This window comes from Thalassospira lucentensis (assembly GCF_050516545.1).
Lineage (GTDB): Bacteria > Pseudomonadota > Alphaproteobacteria > Rhodospirillales > Thalassospiraceae > Thalassospira > Thalassospira lucentensis_C.
In genome coordinates this window covers 409915-427972 of sequence record NZ_CP191544.1, presented here as the reverse complement: position 1 = coordinate 427972, position 18058 = coordinate 409915, and the positions used below count along the sequence as shown (strand labels likewise).

General features: G+C 53.6%; 17 protein-coding genes. 10 read left to right on the top strand and 7 right to left on the bottom strand.

Annotated features, from left to right (window positions below):
• Positions 1 to 130: 130 nt before the first annotated feature.
• The 3 genes from ACQ0MK_RS01860 to ACQ0MK_RS01850 all read left to right on the top strand — a co-directional run bounded on the left by ACQ0MK_RS01860 (position 131) and on the right by ACQ0MK_RS01850 (position 3018).
• Positions 131 to 802, top strand: coding sequence for a GntR family transcriptional regulator (locus ACQ0MK_RS01860; protein ID WP_430474579.1), 672 nt, complete (start codon positions 131 to 133; stop codon positions 800 to 802).
• A gap of 63 nt (positions 803 to 865) precedes the next feature.
• Positions 866 to 1660, top strand: a complete 795-nt coding sequence (locus tag ACQ0MK_RS01855) for a phytanoyl-CoA dioxygenase family protein (protein WP_350044396.1) — start codon at positions 866 to 868, stop codon at positions 1658 to 1660.
• A 20-nt stretch (positions 1661 to 1680) separates the two neighbouring features.
• On the top strand, positions 1681 to 3018 hold the full coding sequence (locus ACQ0MK_RS01850; protein WP_430474578.1) for an NAD(P)H-dependent oxidoreductase: 1338 nt from the start codon (positions 1681 to 1683) through the stop codon (positions 3016 to 3018).
• A 108-nt stretch (positions 3019 to 3126) separates the two neighbouring features.
• On the opposite strand, the gene grxC is transcribed toward ACQ0MK_RS01850, so the two are convergent.
• The 3 genes from grxC to ACQ0MK_RS01835 all read right to left on the bottom strand — a co-directional run bounded on the left by grxC (position 3127) and on the right by ACQ0MK_RS01835 (position 5249).
• A complete protein-coding gene (gene grxC / locus ACQ0MK_RS01845; RefSeq protein WP_350044398.1) occupies positions 3127 to 3384 on the bottom strand; it encodes a glutaredoxin 3 in 258 nt (85 codons plus the stop codon).
• Between the two features lie 125 nt (positions 3385 to 3509).
• A complete protein-coding gene (locus tag ACQ0MK_RS01840) occupies positions 3510 to 4274 on the bottom strand; it encodes a double zinc ribbon domain-containing protein (protein WP_430474577.1) in 765 nt (254 codons plus the stop codon).
• A 60-nt stretch (positions 4275 to 4334) separates the two neighbouring features.
• Positions 4335 to 5249: a LysR family transcriptional regulator gene (locus ACQ0MK_RS01835; RefSeq protein ID WP_430474576.1), complete on the bottom strand. Its 915-nt coding sequence runs from the start codon at positions 5247 to 5249 to the stop codon at positions 4335 to 4337.
• 131 nt (positions 5250 to 5380) lie between these two features.
• On the opposite strand from ACQ0MK_RS01835, the gene ACQ0MK_RS01830 reads away from it, so the two are divergent.
• From ACQ0MK_RS01830 to ACQ0MK_RS01820, 3 genes are all read left to right on the top strand, one after another.
• Positions 5381 to 6007: a glutathione S-transferase family protein gene (locus tag ACQ0MK_RS01830; RefSeq protein WP_430474575.1), complete on the top strand. Its 627-nt coding sequence runs from the start codon at positions 5381 to 5383 to the stop codon at positions 6005 to 6007.
• 100 nt (positions 6008 to 6107) lie between these two features.
• Entirely contained in the window at positions 6108 to 8237 is a 2130-nt protein-coding gene (locus ACQ0MK_RS01825) for a pyridoxamine 5'-phosphate oxidase family protein (RefSeq protein WP_430474574.1), read from the top strand.
• A gap of 97 nt (positions 8238 to 8334) precedes the next feature.
• Entirely contained in the window at positions 8335 to 9243 is a 909-nt protein-coding gene (locus tag ACQ0MK_RS01820; protein ID WP_430474573.1) for a methyltransferase domain-containing protein, read from the top strand.
• Between the two features lie 17 nt (positions 9244 to 9260).
• On the opposite strand, the gene ACQ0MK_RS01815 is transcribed toward ACQ0MK_RS01820, so the two are convergent.
• The gene (locus tag ACQ0MK_RS01815; protein WP_430474572.1) at positions 9261 to 9479 is read right to left on the bottom strand and encodes a DUF6500 family protein; all 219 of its coding nucleotides are present in this window, start codon (positions 9477 to 9479) and stop codon (positions 9261 to 9263) included.
• A gap of 127 nt (positions 9480 to 9606) precedes the next feature.
• On the opposite strand from ACQ0MK_RS01815, the gene sfsA reads away from it, so the two are divergent.
• The 3 genes from sfsA to radC all read left to right on the top strand — a co-directional run bounded on the left by sfsA (position 9607) and on the right by radC (position 12148).
• Positions 9607 to 10320, top strand: coding sequence for a DNA/RNA nuclease SfsA (gene sfsA, locus ACQ0MK_RS01810; protein WP_430475998.1), 714 nt, complete (start codon positions 9607 to 9609; stop codon positions 10318 to 10320).
• A gap of 110 nt (positions 10321 to 10430) precedes the next feature.
• The gene (gene map / locus ACQ0MK_RS01805; protein ID WP_350047572.1) at positions 10431 to 11237 is read left to right on the top strand and encodes a type I methionyl aminopeptidase; all 807 of its coding nucleotides are present in this window, start codon (positions 10431 to 10433) and stop codon (positions 11235 to 11237) included.
• A 23-nt stretch (positions 11238 to 11260) separates the two neighbouring features.
• Positions 11261 to 12148, top strand: a complete 888-nt coding sequence (gene radC / locus ACQ0MK_RS01800) for a RadC family protein (RefSeq protein WP_430474571.1) — start codon at positions 11261 to 11263, stop codon at positions 12146 to 12148.
• 130 nt (positions 12149 to 12278) lie between these two features.
• Here the strand turns inward: radC and ACQ0MK_RS01795 are convergent, their stop codons facing one another.
• From ACQ0MK_RS01795 to ACQ0MK_RS01785, 3 genes are all read right to left on the bottom strand, one after another.
• Positions 12279 to 13145, bottom strand: a complete 867-nt coding sequence (locus ACQ0MK_RS01795) for a MipA/OmpV family protein (protein WP_430474570.1) — start codon at positions 13143 to 13145, stop codon at positions 12279 to 12281.
• Between the two features lie 151 nt (positions 13146 to 13296).
• Positions 13297 to 14511, bottom strand: coding sequence for a helix-turn-helix domain-containing protein (locus tag ACQ0MK_RS01790; protein WP_430474569.1), 1215 nt, complete (start codon positions 14509 to 14511; stop codon positions 13297 to 13299).
• Between the two features lie 177 nt (positions 14512 to 14688).
• The gene (locus ACQ0MK_RS01785; protein ID WP_430474568.1) at positions 14689 to 16443 is read right to left on the bottom strand and encodes an HD domain-containing phosphohydrolase; all 1755 of its coding nucleotides are present in this window, start codon (positions 16441 to 16443) and stop codon (positions 14689 to 14691) included.
• Between the two features lie 291 nt (positions 16444 to 16734).
• Here ACQ0MK_RS01785 and purB point away from each other — a divergent pair, with 291 nt between their 5' ends.
• Positions 16735 to 18045, top strand: a complete 1311-nt coding sequence (gene purB / locus ACQ0MK_RS01780; protein ID WP_350160123.1) for an adenylosuccinate lyase — start codon at positions 16735 to 16737, stop codon at positions 18043 to 18045.
• Positions 18046 to 18058: the final 13 nt, after the last annotated feature.

The window sequence follows — 18058 nt, the reverse complement described above, 5'->3', positions numbered from 1 at the left end:
ATTCTTCAGTGAAATTGAATAATAATCCGCTTTATTCACATTTATTGAACAAAAAAAATGACGGAAATTGCCCCTTTCGCTGCATCGAATTAGTGTATACAGTATTCCGTACACCTAAGAAGGATTGAAGATGGAACCTCTTTCCGGTCGAAAAAGTCTGACTGACGAAGTGCATGACCGCCTGGTTGATGCCTTGTGTTCCGGTGCTCTCCCTCCCGGGACACCTTTGCGTCAGGAAGCCTTGGCCGAGGAACTCAATGTCTCGCGGCAACCCGTGTTGCAAGCTCTGGGGCTGCTGCGTCGTGACGGACTGGTCGAACCCATGGGGCGGCGCGGTTATCGCGTTACCCAGGTGGACACAAATCTGGTCCGTCACGTTTATGACCTTCGAGAAGCCTTTGACGGGCTTGCGGCCCGTCTTGCGGCACATTCCTTGGATCCTGACCGGGAATCGGCACTGCGGGCTGCCATTCAACAGGGACACCACGCCCTGGGCAGCGGCGACACCGCGGTACTTGTTGCAGCCGACGTCGCATTCCATCAAACGATCTATCGCCTGTCGGGCAATCCCCTATTGCCTGAGGCATCTGCAGCCGTCTGGCTGCAAATCCGGCGTGTTATGCATGCCTATCTTCAGAGCGGGTCTTCCCGTAACCCGATCTGGACAGAACATGAAGCCATCGCCGACGCAATTTGTGCCGGTGATGGCCTTCTTGCCCAACAGCTTGCCATTGGCCATAGCCAAAATGCCAAGCAGCGCCTGATATCGAAAATGAAGGATCGCCAAACCCAAACAAATTAACCGCCCGCAATCGGGCATCAGCCGCAAAATAAAAACCACAATTTGCGGTCCGGAGGAAACGTCATGAAACTCAACGAAACGGCTCTTGCCGAATTTCGCGAGAAGGGCTTTGTCTTTCTACCCGAATTGTTTTCCCGTGATGAAGCGGCCCTGCTTCTGGCCGAAGCCCGCCAGATCTATGCATCCGACCGTGAAGAAGTCTGGCGCGAGACATCCGGCGTTGCCCGCACCGCCTTTGCCGCACACACCTATAATGAAGCCCACCGCCGCCTTGGCGCGCATCCCCGCCTGATTGAACCTGTTGAACAGTTTCTGGACGAACAGGTCTATATGCATCAATACAAGATCAACGCCAAAGCGGCCTTTGATGGCGCTGTATGGCAGTGGCATCAGGATTACGGCACCTGGCAGCGCGACGATGAAATGCCCGAACCGCGCGCCTTTAACATCGCCCTGTTTCTTGAAGACGTCACACCGGCCAACGGTCCGCTTTTATTCATTCCCAAAAGCCATAAGGCAGGCGTTCTTAAGGCCGGTCACGATCTTGAAACCACATCCTATCCGCTTTGGACCCTGGATCGGGAAACCGTGACCGAACTGGCAAAAGATGGCGGTTGCGAAGCACCGGTTGGTCCGGCCGGATCGGTCGTGATGTTCCACGGAAATCTGGTTCATGCCAGCCCGCCCAATATCAGCCCGTTTGATCGAACGATTGTGTATCTAAGCCTGTGTGCAGTTAGCAACCACATCCGGGCGTTTAATCGCAAACCATGGATCGCACACCGCGATTTCACACCGATCACACCGCTTGCCGATGACTGCCTTGATGAGTTGGTCGCCAAGCGATCTGCTGCATAAACCTGCCGCTGGAGACATAGATGAATCTCGACGCAAAACTGCGCAAACGTGCCGATGATGGCAATCCGGTCCGGGTTGGCATCATCGGCGCGGGTAAATTCGGATCGATGTTTTTAAGTCAGGCCGGGCATCACCCGGGGTATCACGTGCTGGGCGTTGCCGATCTTAGCATTGATCGCGCCAAGTCTGCCTTGCGCCGGGTTGGCTGGACCGATGATCAGTTCGCGGCAAAGAACGCTGCGGACGCATACAAGGATGGCACGACCTGGATCACCGAAGACGCCGATGCCCTGATTGCGGCCGACGGGCTTGAAGTCATCATTGATGCCACCGGAAGTCCGGCTGCGGGCATTCGCTTTGCGTTGAAGGCGATTGAACATGGCCGCCATATCGTCATGGTCAATGTCGAGGCCGATGTTCTTGCCGGGCCACTTTTGGCCAAACGGGCAGAGGCCGCCGGTCTTGTCTATTCCATGGCTTACGGCGACCAACCCGCCCTGATTTCGGAAATGGTCGATTGGGCGCGTGCGGTTGGCCTGCCGGTTACCTGTGCAGGTAAGGGTACAAAGTACCTTCCGATCTATCATCATGTGACGCCTGATGATGTCTGGCATCATTATGGCCTGACACCCGATCAGGCCAAGGCGGGTGGCATGAACCCACAGATTTTCAACAGTTTCCTTGATGGCACCAAATCGGCCATCGAAATGGCCGCAGTTTCAAACGCCTGTGACCTTGTGCCGCAAGATTGCGGGTTGCAGTTCCCGGCATGCGGCGTCGATGATTTACCGCGTCTTTTATGCCCACGCGAAAGTGGCGGCATCCTTGATCGCAAAGGCACGGTCGAAGTTGTTTCAAGCCTTGAACGCGACACCCGGCCGGTGTTTCGTGATTTGCGCTGGGGTGTTTATGTCACCTTTGAAGCGCCAAGCGACTATGTCGCGCGGTGCTTTAATGAATATGGCTTACTGACCGATCCAAGCGGGCAATATTCAACCATGTATAAGCCCTATCACCTGATCGGGTTGGAACTGGGTATTTCGGTGGCATCGGCGGCCCTTCGCGGTGAAGCCACCGGGTCCCCACGCGCATGGTCGGGCGATGCGGTCGCCACTGCCAAACGTGACCTTAAAGTCGGTGAAATGCTGGATGGTGAAGGTGGCTATACGGTGTATGGCAAGCTTACCCCTGCCCACACATCACGTTCGCGCAACGCGCTTCCCATCGGACTTGCCCATCATTTGAAAATCAAACGTGCGGTTGGTGTTGATCAGACCCTGACATGGGATGATGTCGAATTTGATCTGAACGATCCGGCCATCGCGTTTCGCAAGGAAATGGAAAAGACCTTTTCCTGACAATCTCCCCGCCCCACGCGACCACCAATCCCCCGTGCCACCACCACGAAAAACCCCGGCCAATCAGCCGGGGTTTTTTATCATCATACTATTTGCCAACCGAATTGATCAGGCGGATAGTTTTGCGCTCAGCTTGTCAGCCGCTTCAAGCGCCATCAACTCGTCACAGCCGCCGATATGTTCGTCATTGATGAAAATCTGCGGCACGGTATGACGGCCATTGGCACGGTCCATCATTTCCTTTTTGCGCTTTGGTTCCATCATCACGTCAATCAGTTGGTACTTGGCACCCTTCTCTTCGAGAAGCTTGCGGGCGCGTTTGCAATACGGGCACCATTCGGTCGCGTAAACTTCAACTTTTGCCATTTGGCGAATGTCCTTCTTCTATGCGCCATTCGTACTCAATCCCCCGGCAATCCGGGACTTCAGCATCAAGAACGGCGTGAAAATCAGTCTGGATGACGGCTGTATATCAGAAATTTTGCAATGCGTCATCGCACGACACGCGCAACCGTGATCACAGATACGTGCATGGCACCAGATCGCTTTAAAATCCCGGCACAGGCATTGGCCGTCGCCCCGGTGGTCAGCACATCATCAATCAAAACCACCCGCGCCCCGGACAGTCCCAGTTTATCTGCGCGTTTCGGATCAATGGCAAAAGCACCACCGACTTCGCGTTTGCGCGATGATGGTCCCAAGCCCCCCAGACTGCGGGTATAGCGCGCCCGTCTAAGCAATCGACCATCCCACGGAACACCGGTTTGCGCGGACAGTTTTGCCGCAAGCAATCCCGACTGATTATAGCGGCGGGTTAAAAGACGCCGGCGATGTAACGGCACCGGGATGATCAAATCCGCCTGCCCCCAAATCCCGAAGCCTGCCTGAAACAGCCACCGGGTCAAAAGCGGGGTTAAATCCGTTCGGTCTGCATGCTTGAACCGCAACAGATAATCCCGACTGTGATCATCATAAATCAGGGCCGCACGTGCCTGATCAAAGCCGGGCCTTTTTTGATGACAATTGCCACACAGGGTTTGATCAACATTCTGGTCTGCAACGATGTTAGCGCTCACATCAAGTTCGAACGGATAACCGCAACAGGCACAATGTGGTGCGGTGATAAACCGCAATCCCGCCCAGCATTCAGCGCAGACCGCATGCGGACTGTCGGTAATCGCGCCACATCCCCCACAGCGGGGCGGGAGAATTGCATCAATCCCGATCCGTGTCGCGCTACGTAAAAATGCGATCATCAAACGGTATTCCCATGCCCTGCCCCAAACAGACACAGCGTAGCACACGCCCTGATTGAACTACCTATAATTAAACAACGGATTGGCACGAAGAATACTGCCTGCAAGTTCGATGAAGCTTCGGACCTTTGCCGGTGCAGTGCGGCCTTCGGGATGGACCAGATGGATCGGCACGGGGTCTGGTGCATGATCGTCAAGCACGGTCTGAAGTGTGCCACCCGCAATGAAGGGTGCGGCCTGATAAGACAGCATCCGGACAATTCCCCATCCATCCAAAGCCGCATTGCGCGCCGCTTCGATCGAATTGGTTTGCCATCGGGCACTTGGGGAAACCTGAATGCTGCGCCCGCCCGCGACTGTCGATTTCAACTGCCAGTCCAGACGTGCTGATGATCCGGTCGCGGCAATTGTCCGGTGACCATTCAGATCATTGGGGGTTTCAGGCATCCCGTGATTGGCGAAATAGTCCGGTGACCCGCAAATAACATGATGCACCTCACCGACACGTACCGCACTTAGCGATGAGTCCGCCAAATGGCCAATACGCACGGCAAGGTCGATCCCCTCTTCGACAATATTGACAACACGATCAAACAACATCAATCGCGCACTCATATCCGGGTATTGATCAAGATAGCGCCCGACAATTGGCGCAACATGCATCTGACCGAACTGCACAGGAGCGGTCACCGTCAGCATGCCGCTTGGCTTGGCATAGGCCCCGCCTGCAGTCGCCTCAACCTCCTGCAAGTCAGCCAAAAGACGCTTGCATTCGGCGTAATAGCGCGCACCGGGTTCCGTCAGCGTGACCGAACGGGTTGTCCGGGTCAGCAGGCGGGCACCGGTTACATCCTCCAGGAAGGCAACGGCGCGTGTGACCGCAGGCGGGCTTTGACCCAGTTCACGGGCGGCGGCGGCAAAACTGCGCGCCTCCACCACATGCACAAAGACATTCATCGCCTGAAAACGGTCCATTTTCTGCTCTTTCGATTATTCCACAGATAGGAATACTAAATTGCATACTATGATAATTCCGCTTTCAAATCGAAACAATCATGATTGCGTATCCAATCAAACGCGAACTGCCCCCAGACAGAGGACGCATCATGAAACTGCATTATTTTCCGCTTTCGGGTCATGCCCACCGCGCGCATCTTTTCCTGAGCCTTTTGGGCGTTGACCATGAATTGGTCGAGGTCGATATGGCAAATGGCGCACATAAATCGCCGGAATTCCTGAAACTGAACCCGTTCGGGCAGGTGCCGGTTCTTGAGGATGGCGATGTCGCGATTGCCGATTCCGTCGCGATTATGATCTATGCCGCCAAGAAAGCAGGCGCGACCGACTGGCTGCCCGAAGATGCAGAAAGTGCTGCAAAAGTTCAGCGATGGCTGTCGGTGGCTGCGGGCGAGATAGCATATGGTCCGTGCGCGGCGCGCCTGATCACGCTTTTCAATGCATCATTCAATGCAGAAGAGGTCATAGGCCGTGCCCATGCCATTCTTAAACTGGTCGAGGACCGGCTTTCGGGCAATGACTGGATCGCCCTTGACCGTCCAACCGTCGCCGATGCCGCGCTTTATAGCTATATCGTCAATGCGCCGGAAGGCAATGTCGACCTTGGCGCATATGACAATGTAAACGCGTGGCTGAAACGGGTTGAAGCGCTTCCGGGGTTTGTGGCGTTTGACCAAACAGCGGCCGGATTGCGCGCAACACCATCCGCGCCATAACCGATCGGGCCAGTCTTCCCCCGCTGTTCTGTTCCAAGCCCCACCCAAATGGACCAGCTGACTGGCCCGCCCCTTTTCCCCACCCGGAAAGGAAACCGTGATGACAACGCGCCTCCACACCCCGTATCAGCCGACGATGTCAGCAAAGCAATCCACCTTGCGCGAACATGGAAATAACGGTCCGTGGCACGCCGGAGAAATCTATATGCAGGAGCTGGTCGGGGTCCGCGACCAGATGGCAGAAATCGGCAAACGCGTGTTGCGTGATCATCTGCTTGATCAGCATCGACAGTTTTATCCGCAACTGCCCTTTGCCGTGTTTGGCGCGGTCGATGACAATGGGGATGTCTGGGCGACGTTGCGGGCCAATCATCCCGGTTTTTTGCACTCCCCCGACCCTTATCAGCTTTCGGTCGACCTTCCGCGCGATGCGACTGATCCGGCCGATGCCGGTATGGGGGATGGCAAGGCAATCGGCATGATCGGGATTGAGTTACAGTCACGGCGGCGCAACCGGCTGAACGGGCGGATCATGCGCCGATCCGATGATGGTTTTGCCATCCGGGTCGGGCACAGTTTTGGCAATTGCCCGCAATATATCCGGCTGCGTGATTTCGAATTCATCCGCGATCCATTGGCCGCAATATCTTTGCAGCCTGAAACATCAACAGGACTGGATGATCGTGCACGCGCCATGATCGCGCAGGCCGATACCTTTTTCGTTGCGACCTATGTTGATCGCAGCGATGAAAACCGGGAAGTCGATGTTTCCCACCGCGGGGGCAAAGCAGGCTTTGTTCATGTCGATGCAGATGGCACCCTGACCATTCCCGATTTTGCCGGAAACCTGTTTTTCAACACACTGGGAAATATCCTGTCCAATCCAAAGGCCGGACTGGTGTTTACCGATTTTGCCACCGGTGATGTTCTTCAAATTACCGGCGCCGCTGATGTCATTACAGAAGGGCCGGAAATTACGGCCTTTCAGGGGGCGGAACGCCTTTGGCGTGTATTTCCGCACAAGGCAGTTTGGCGGAAGTCGGCCCTGCCGATCCGTTGGCGCACACAGGCGGATGGCATGTCGCCCAACAGTTTGCTGACCGGTGATTGGGAAACTGCGGAACGGCAACTTTCGGCGATCAAGGCGGCGCAAAGTTGGCGCCCGTTCCGGATTGCCCGGATTACCAACGAAAACCACTTGATCAAGTCCTTTCATCTTGAGCCGGTTGATCAGAATGGCACGTTGCCCTTCCGGGCCGGTCAGCACCTACCGATCCGGGTTAAAATTGGAAGCAGCGACAAACCAGTGATCCGGACCTATACGCTTTCAAGTGCGCCATCGGACGACCATTATCGGATCAGTGTGAAGCGCGAAGGGGCAGTATCAAGTCACCTGCATGATATGCTTGGGGTTGGTGATGTCATCGAGGCGCGTGCACCCGCCGGTGACTTCTTCCTTGATCTGAACGCAAAGCGCCCATTGGTCCTTATGGCGGGCGGCATTGGCATTACGCCGATGATCTCGATGATGCGCCAGGTCGTTTATGAAGGACTGCGCACACGCAATTTTCGTCCGATCTGGTTGTTTTATGCTGCCCGCACGCTGAAAGACCGGGCGTTTGACGATGAAATCGTCGAACTCGTCAAGGCAGCACAAGGCAATATTCGGATCATCCGGGTTCTGGGCAATGCTGATGGCGCAACCCCGCGTAAGGATTATGAAGCATCGGGCTTTATCGACATGAATTTGTTGCGTGCGATATTGCCGTTTGATGATTTTGATTTTTACCTGTGCGGCCCACCGCCCTTCATGCAGGGGATTTATGACGGGCTTCACGGGCTGAATATCGCCAATAACCGCATCCATGCAGAGGCATTCGGTCCAGCATCGCTTACCCGCAGTCCGGATGCCTTTGATGATCTGCCCGAACTGCCCCCCGCAAGCAGCAAACCAGTAAAAGTCGAATTTGCGCAGTCAGACCGGTTTGCGGTTTGGCAACCGGATGCGGACAAAACACTGTTGGAGCTTGCCGAGGATATCGGTCTTGCGCCCGAGGCAAGCTGCCGGGGTGGGAATTGCGGCACATGCCGAACCAAGATCACGCAAGGCCGTGTTACCTATAAAAACCGGCCCGGCGCAGCGGTTGGCGATGACGAAGCCCTGATGTGTTGTGCCATCCCCGCCGAAACAGAAGACGAGGACGACGCGTCGCTTATATTGGCCATTTAGCAGAACCAAGGTTTTTTGTTCTTGCATTGCAAGGGCGGGAGCAACGCTCTATCTAGGTCGTAACATTTGAAACGACTTTGCCGGAGCATCCCGCCCGATGGCCGATCCGATCACTGTCTTTGATCGACAGATTTTAAAGCTGCGCCGTGATCGCGCAGCAACCCGCGCACAGGATTTCAATTTCCTGTTTGCCGAAACCGCCGAACGGCTTGCCGACCGGCTTGATGACACGACCCGTTCATTCCCGATCGCGGTTGATCTTGGCTGTCATAGTGGTGAATTGGGCCAGATCATTGGCAAACGCGGCGAGATCGAACAGCTTTATCAAGCCGATATTTCGCAGCGTTATGCCATGGCAGCACAAGCCAATAACGCCAGTAACACCAATGGCACGATTGTCGCGGATGAAGAATTCCTGCCCTTTGCCGAAGGATCGCTTGATCTGATCCTGTCCAACCTGTCGCTTCATTGGGTCAATGATTTGCCCGGCATGTTGCTGCAAGCCCGCCGGGCGCTTAAATCCGACGGATTGTTGCTGGCCTGTATGCTGGGCGGTGAAACGCTTAAGGATCTTCGCGAAGCCCTGATGACGGCAGAGGCCGAAGAAGAAGGCGGTGTATCGCCGCGGGTTTCGCCGTTTGTCGATGTGAAGGATGCCGGTGCCTTGCTTCAACGCAGTGGCTTTGCCCTTCCGGTTGTCGATGCCGATGATCTTTTGATCGATTACCCCGATGCCCTGAAACTGATGCGTGATCTTTCGGGCATGGGCGAAAGCAACCTTGTTGCCAAGCGATCCAAAAAATTCACCAAACGCAGCACATTGGCGCGCGCAGCGGCGATTTATCACGAACGCCACGCCCGACCTGATGGCCGCATTCATGCAAAGTTTCAGATCATCTATCTGACCGCATGGGCCCCGGATGAAAGCCAGCCAAAACCCCTGCGCCGTGGCACAGGTCAGGTCAGCCTTGTCGATTTTTTGGGTGATGACGCCAAAAAACAATAAGGATCAAACGGGCGGGATTATTTCCCGTCCACAACCATCTCGCGGATTTTGATCGCCTTTTCAAAATGATCAAGCTGGTGGGTTTTAATCCACCAGGTGGCGGCTTCCATCAACAATGCCGGGTCATCATTGCGATTGGCAAAGAACGCATAGAATGACAGGCCGACATTTTCGCCTTTCTGCGCAACTTTCTGATCGCAAACGGCAATGATTTTATCGCGCAGGCTTTGGCGCATGATGGCTCCTGAATATGGTCATTCGTCGCAAGGGGTTGATGTATGACCGCTTTGCCGCGAAATTGGCAGTCTGATCGCGTCAATCCCCTGACAGTTCATGTCAGGACAGTTTTCCGAAAGGTTCGATATGCAGCTTCCCCACCCCCTGATCCATGGCAAGCTGATCAAGCGGTACAAACGTTTTCTGGCCGATGTCGAACTTGATAACGGGGACGTTATTACAGCCCATTGTGCCAATCCGGGTGGGATGATCGGGCTTAAGGAGCCGGGTATTGATGTCTGGCTTTCGACATCGGATAATCCAAAGCGCAAACTGAAATTCAGTTGGGAGTTGTGCCAGATCGGTGATGCGTGGATCGGCATTAACACAGCCCATCCCAATGCGATTGTCGAAGAAGCCATTCTGAACGGCAAGGTGCCGGAACTTAAGGGCTACGAAACCCTGAAACGTGAAGTCAAATACGGTAAGAATTCGCGCATTGATATTTTGCTTTCTGACCCTGTGCGCGGGCTTTGCTATGTCGAAGTTAAGAACGTGCATTTGAAACGCGATGACGATGTACCGGGCGTGGCGGAGTTCCCCGATGCGGTCACCGCACGCGGGGCAAAGCATCTGGATGAAATGGCCGATATGGTCGCCGAAGGTCATCGTGCGGTAATGTTTTATCTGATCCAGCGGACCGATTGTGATCGATTTACCCTTTCGACCGATATCGACCCGCATTACGGGGACCGGTTCCAATCAGCACGGGCAAACGGGGTCGAGGCGATTGCCTATGACTGTTCGATTGATACCAGCGCGGTCACGGTGCGAAGCGTACTCCCGATTATCGAACCATAAGCAGACAACATGGCGCATATCAGCCAATCCTTGCCAATTCCGGCGTCTGGCTTTATGTCATTGGACTATAAAACGCATTGATACATAGCCTGGCTTAAGGAGATTTTCGGGTGGCGAACGGAACAGTCAAACTTCACGGACCCGAAGCATTTGAAGGCATGCGCGCCGCCGGACGGCTGGCAGCGGAAGTGCTTGATATGATTACCCCGCATGTTGTGCCGGGGGTGACCACGGGCGAGCTTGATCGCCTGTGTGATGAATATATCCGCGATCACAATGCGATTTCGGCCTGTCTTGGATATCGCGGTTTCCCGAAATCAATCTGCACATCGATCAACCATGTGGTCTGTCACGGTATTCCCGGTGACAAGAAGCTTGGCAATGGCGACATCATGAACATTGATGTCACGGTGATTCTTGATGGTTGGTATGGCGATACGTCACGGATGTATATTGCGGGCACGCCAAAGGTTATGGCGCAGCGTCTTGTCGATGTGACTTATGAGTCGCTTTGGCGCGGGATCAATGCGGTTAAGCCGGGTGCGACCCTTGGCGATATTGGTCATGCCATCCAGTCCTATGCCGAGAGCGAACGTTTTTCGGTTGTGCGTGATTTCTGTGGTCACGGCCTTGGTCAGGTGTTCCATGATGCACCAAATATCTTGCATTACGGCAAGCCGGGTGAAGGGCTTGTTCTGGAACCGGGTATGATCTTTACGATTGAACCCATGATCAATCAGGGCACCTATGCGTGTAAAATTTTGCCCGATGGCTGGACAGCTGTGACGCGAGACCGCAAACTGTCGGCACAGTTTGAACATTCACTGGCCGTGACGGAAGACGGGTTTGAAGTTTTCACCCGATCCCCGGCCGGTCTGGACAAACCGCCCTATGACATCAGCGCGGCAGCCGAATAAGGCAAAAAACGGAGGAAGCAGATTTGAGCGAGACAGAAGATCGCAAGCCTGCTTCCACTTCCCCTGCTGACATCAATCCGGCTGAAATCAATGACGGCACGCGGGTCTTTTTCAATCAGGCCCGCGATCCTGCATCTTCGGGAACCACACCCGCTTTAACGCCAGATGAGGCTTCGCAAAATGCAGCTTCGTCCGCAATGACTGCCGCTGGCAAAGCCACAAATCCTGCCAAGACAGCAAAGCCGCATTATCACGGCCACCGGCAACGGTTGCGCGAACGGTTTGTCAAAGGCGGGCCAACTGCGTTAGCTGATTATGAATTGCTGGAATTAATGCTGTGCATGGCAATGCCGCGCGGCGACGTCAAACCATTGGCAAAATCGTTGATTGCGCAATTTGGCAGCTTTGCCAATGTGCTATCGGCCCGGGCGGAAGACCTGCAAACTGCCAAGGGGCTTGGCGAAGCAGGCATTGCCGCGATCAAGATCGCCGAGGCCAGCGCACAACACCTATCGCGTGAACGGGCAATGGAATTGCCGGTGATTGCTAGTTGGGAACAGTTAATTGACTATTGCCGGGTGCGCATCGGGCATCTTAAGACCGAAGAATTGCATTTGCTGTTTTTAGACCGCAAGAACCGCCTGATTGCCGATGAATGCCATCAGCGTGGTACGGTCGATCATACCCCGGTCTATCCACGCGAAGTCATTAAGCGCGCCCTTGAGCTTCATGCCAGTGCGATCATTCTGGTTCATAATCATCCCAGCGGCGATGCCACCCCGTCAAAGGGTGACATTGATATGACCCGTAAAATCATTGATGCCGCCAAGGCGATGGACATGAGTGTTCATGACCACATCATCATCAGCCAAGCGGGATATAATTCGTTTAAAAGTCTTGGCCTGATCTGACCAAGACCACCTTCAACATCACCACGCACAAAAATCACGGACCAGCATAATCCCGTTAAGGTGCTGGTCCGCTTAGATCACAGCGACATCATCGGAAAGTTCCCAAGATGTTTGGCGACGGTAGTCGGTCTTAGAAGGTATAGACCAGAACGATACCGCCACTCAGGACATAGTCTTCGTCAATCAACGGACTGTCGGAATATTCGGCTGGCAGGAATTCGACCCCGCTGGTGCCGACGACGGCGAAAGACTCGGTAAGCGGATAGATGATGCTTAGATCGACATGCGGGATGAAAGCAGCGTCAGGTGCATAAAATGCCCGGTCGCTGCGCACTTCGTTGCGGCGAACCCCAACATTGTGATCTGTCAGATCCTTGCTTTGCCAGGTGACACCCCCGCCAAAATTGAAGTTGGCCTTGCCCCAGTCCGTCGGGACGTAGTAGCCGACATCCACCTCGTGCCCGCCATAGGCATCATTCACATCGAACAGATGGCTTGCCTGCAACTCACCGCGCCACAAGCGCAACGATCCGCCAACACCGAGCTCATAGGCCATATCACGGTCTTTAAGCCCGTTCAGATATGGTGAGTCACCAGAATCAAACGGCTCCATACGAAGATTGCCAATCAAGGAAACACTGGCAAAATCGTTTTTCCAGACTTTGGCATCAATACCATCAATACCGATATGCAGGCGTTCCGCATCATAGGCCAGCATCGGCAATGCATCGAGATCAGTTGAATCTGCCCCGCGATACGGATTGCTGCTAATACCCCCCAAAACCCCGATTTGCCAGTCCCCGCCCAACCATGGCTTAAGGGCATCTTCTTCCTGAGGATTAACCTGTTCGCGGATCAATTCACGTTGCCCGGGATTTGCTGTCTGGGCATAGGCCGAACCAGACGACAGAATCATAAACAACGCCGTGGAACAAATCCCAAGCCCGGCAACCAACATCACAACGTCATACCGACGCAAATAATCACGTAACAACATTATGTCTAAACACCCCTAGTTTGTTTGATGGCCAGACGATGCCGCACAAAAACGGGGATGGCGTCCGATGCTACAGGCTCGAACGCGAATAAGGGTCGATCAGGCGTATGAATGCTCATTCACACGCCCTAAAGCATATTGCATTTAATCGTTATTTTTCGGGATTTTGCTGCCGATATGCACTTGGCGTCTTACCGGTGATTTTTTTGAAGGCAAGATTGAAGGTCGACTTGGAATTAAAGCCGACACTGGTGGCAATATCGAGGATCGTTCGTTCGGGTTGCTCGACCAAAAGGCGTGACGCTTCACGGGTCCGGGCCTCATTGATGAAGTCGAAAAATTTCTTATCGAGATGCTGGTTCAAAACATAGGACAGTTGGTTCGGCGTTGCCCCGACGGCGCTGGCAAGCTTTGGCAATGACAGCAACGGATCAAACAGCAAATCTGTCTCGTCAACAATCCTGTTCAGGCGATCCCGGATACGGGCGACTTCTTCTTCATCAAGAAATGGTCGTGCTGCGTCTGAAGGCGCGAATTCGCCGGAATTTTCACGAGAAACGCCACGATCTGTTTGCTCGACCGTGTCCTCATCACCTTGCTGCCATTCAGCTTGAACAAACAGGGTGGGCGTGGATGCCATCAAGTGACACAGGCGGAAGAACACCAGAACAAAGCTTCCCTGTACGAATGTCGTCAGCCAAGTGCCATCAGCAACAAAGACATCAATCAGTGACGCGAGCGTGAATATGACAAAGATCACCGTAATGCCGATCAGAATTTCCAGCGTCCAGCGCCGTAACGCGTCCTGATCTGCGCCAAGTTGTTCTTTTGCCTGAAGCAAATAACCCAGTGCTACTTTCCAGATTTTGGGCATGTAAATGAAAAGCTGAATGTAAAGAGCGGCAAACACGGCCACAATCAGAACCGTCAGTGGCAAGTGTCGATCAAGCGTAATTTCGACTTCGATGCCATCCTGCTGGATTATGTCGGGAACAAATTGCGCAAACAAAATCCAGACAACGACGGACATCGCAATAAAGACCGGCCCGAGGGGTGCGAAATGAAGGATCGGTTTTTGGACAGGGCGGTCGGCAATTTCACAGAAATAAAGATAGATCGACGGCACAAAGGCGAATACCGCTGCCATGAATAGTGGCGCAAGGAGCAAAACCAGTCGGGCATCAAGGATAACATCCGTGATGTCTTCGATAAAGCTCAGGCAAGCTGCACCGGCAAACACCATCAGCCAGCGATTTGCCCGAAATGCACGCTTCCCCTCATGGCGGAGCAATAACATCAGGAAGGCCGCCTGCCCCAACCCGACAACCGCAATCATCATCAGGGTTATCTTCGATGTTTCTATCATTGTCCTGTTATGTCCGGTGCGGATGTCATGCGGGCGTATTTGCCGCCGGGGAGATGATCGAAAAGGCCGAATGCATTTAGGGTCAGGACCTGTCTGGTGAAACCATTTGCGTGATAACCCGTAGCCCGGAGAAATTCAATTCTCAACGGTTAAATGTCATATTCTGGAAAAGGTTGATCAGCGCGAAATGATGAACTGTTCGATATCGACTTCATCGCACTGGTCCGGGCGCAAGTATTTCCGGCCATATTCGATATAGGTGCCACTGACCAGAAACAGTTCGAACAAATCATTGTCGATCTGTCCTTTGTCGCGCATATCGCCAAGGATGGAAATACATTCAGATAAAAGCTTGGGCCGTTTATAAGGCCGGTCAACGGCTGTCAGGGCCTCGAATATATCGGCAATCACCATGACCTTTTCAAGCACACCCATATCATCCCCGGTCAGGCCATGCGGGTAACCCGACCCATCCATTTTTTCATGGTGGTTGCCGGCAATCTGCGGGATGCGCTGTAATTCGCGGGGATAAGGCAATTGCGCGAGCATGTCCTGTGTGATGACAACATGGTCATTGATCACCTGACGTTCTTCCGATGTCAAGGTGCCATGCGAAACAGTCAGATTATAAAGCTCGCCCCTATTGAACCCCTGATAAACGTGATCTTCGCGGTCCATCAAAATCGTTTCGACACCCGGCTCGCGCATGGTTGCCAGTTCGCCGTTGCTCAGCCGTTCATTTTCGGCCCATGAAAGCCCCACCGTCCGATCAAAGTGACGGGTCCAGGTCAATTCAGCGATATCGTGCAGGGCAAAGATCGTATCGGTATCAATTTCGGCATCGCCAATATTGGCATCGGCAACCATCGCGAACTGGTTTTCAAGTTCGGCCACCTGTTTGTTGAAATCGGCTTCACACAAGTCAGGATCTTCACCAGCAAGCTTACGTTTCAGCATCGCAATTTCAGCATCACGGCGCAGGACTTCAAACCGGGTTCGTATTTCGTGAATGCGGTTATGGATGGTTTCAAGCTTTGTCGCCTTTTCCATCACATGATCGGGGGTAACGATCTTACCGCAATCATGAAGCCACGCGGCCAGATCAAGCTCATACCATTCCATGTCGGTCAGATAGAAATTGGAAAACGGGCCGCGTTTGTCATCAACGGCGGCCTGTGCCAGCATCCGGGCAATGACCGGCACGCGGGAACAATGATCTGCTGTATGGGGGGATTTGGCATCAATCGCGTGACCAAGAACACGCACAAAGCTTTCCATTAAATCGCGTTGTGCCACCAAAAGGCGGCTATTTTCAATCGCAACGGCTGCCTGACTGGCCAGTGCATTAATGATCGGTTCAATAGATTTATCAAACGCAATCACATTGCCCTGATCATCCTGCGCATTGATCAATTGCAAAACGCCAATCACGGTCCCGCTTGTGTTTTTTAGCGGCACGGTCAGGAATGATTTCGACCGATAGCCGGTCTTGGCATCAAAGGCCCGCGTTCCGGAAAAATCAAACCCCTCGGCACAATAGGCATCTTCGATATTGATCGACTTGCCGCTGAGCGCCACATAGGTCGCAATATTGCGGTAATTGGGCCGTCCTTCTTCGTCATAAAGCGGCAAGGGCGGAAAGGGCTTTTGGGCTTCGCGGCCGGTCACAAAGAAGGTGTTGAGCGTATCATTCATCAGGATACGGAAATGCAGTTCGCTTTCCTCGTTATTGACAAGGTAAAGCGATCCACCATCCGCATTGGTGAATTTACGGGCTGCGAGAAGGATTTTCTCGTTGAGTTCTTCACGCCCCTGCTCGGCAGAAAGCGCAATACCGAGATCCACCAACTGCGCAAGATAGTTCGCATCTGTGTTGTGGCTGTCGGTCACTTCTTCTTGTTGACTCTTAGCCTCGTCGCGTTCACGCGCCATTAATTTTCTGCCCACTCAACGAACGGATCGTCTGCATCCCATCAATTATGCAATGTCCAATTACACTACATATCTTATGTAAGTTGCTATAATTCTAACAGATCACAAGTTTATCTCTGGTAAAATGATGTCACATCCCTGCTATAACCGTCTGCAGGGTTGCTAAATCCCCCGGAATGGACTATCCGACGCGGTGAAAGCGTGCCGGCCTGATGATCGTGCAATTGATCACGCATTCCGATCATTCGGATCATTCTCTGGCACCCAACCATCTTGCCCGGAGGCGACCGCATGATCCCCCGTTATTCCCGTCCACAGATGACTGCAATCTGGGAACCGGCGAACAAATTCCGTATCTGGTTCGAAATCGAAGCTCACGCTGCTGATAAACTGGCTGAACTTGGCGTTATCCCGACTGAGTCTGCAAAGCTCGTTTGGGAAAAAGGTGACAAACCGTATACCCAGGACCGCATCGACCGCATTGACGGTATCGAAGCCGAAGTCAAACATGACGTGATTGCGTTTCTGACCGAACTTTCCGAACAGGTCGGCGAAGAAGCCCGGTTTGTGCATCAGGGCATGACCAGCTCGGACGTGCTTGATACCTGCTTTAACGTGCAGCTTGCCCAGGCAACCGATATCCTGCTTGAAGATATGGACAAGCTTCTGGCCGCGCTTAAAAAGCGCGCCTATGAAACCAAAGACGTCCCGTGCATGGGCCGTTCACACGGCATCCACGCTGAACCGGTGACCTTTGGTCTGAAGCTTGCGACCTTCTACGCAGAATTCAAACGTAACCGCGACCGTCTGGTTGTGGCCCGTGACGAAATCGCGACCTGTGCGATTTCAGGTGCTGTTGGCACATTTGCCAATATCGACCCCAGCGTTGAGGAACATGTCAGTGCGAAACTTGGCCTGAAACCGGAACCGGTTTCGACCCAGGTGATCCCGCGTGACCGTCATGCGGCTTATTTCGCGACCCTTGGCGTCATCGCATCGTCGATCGAACATCTGGCAACCGAAATTCGCCATCTGCAACGCACCGAAGTGCGCGAAGTTGAAGAATTTTTCTCCAAGGGGCAGAAAGGCTCCTCGGCGATGCCACACAAACGTAACCCGGTCCTGACCGAAAACCTGACCGGCCTTGCCCGTCTGGTGCGTTCGATGGCCATTCCGGCAATGGAAAACGTTGCCCTGTGGCATGAACGCGACATTTCGCACAGCTCGGTCGAACGGAACATCGGTCCTGATGCGACCGTGACGCTTGATTTTGCTTTGATGCGTTTGTCGAACGTGGTTGAGAACCTTGTGATCTATCCGGAACGCATGGATGAGATCCTTAACCAGATGGGTGGTTTGGTCTTCTCGCAGCGCGTGCTGCTGACCCTGACCCAGTATGGTGTTTCGCGCGAAGATTCTTATCGTATCGTTCAGCGGAATGCGATGAAGGTCTGGAACCGCGAAGGCGATCTTCTGTCGCTTCTGAAAACCGACGAAGACGTTACGGCGAAAATCCCGATGGATAAGCTCGAAGCGTTGTTTGACCTTGGTTATCACACCAAGCATGTCGACACGATCTTTGCCCGCGTGTTTACCGACTAACGGCAACCCGGAT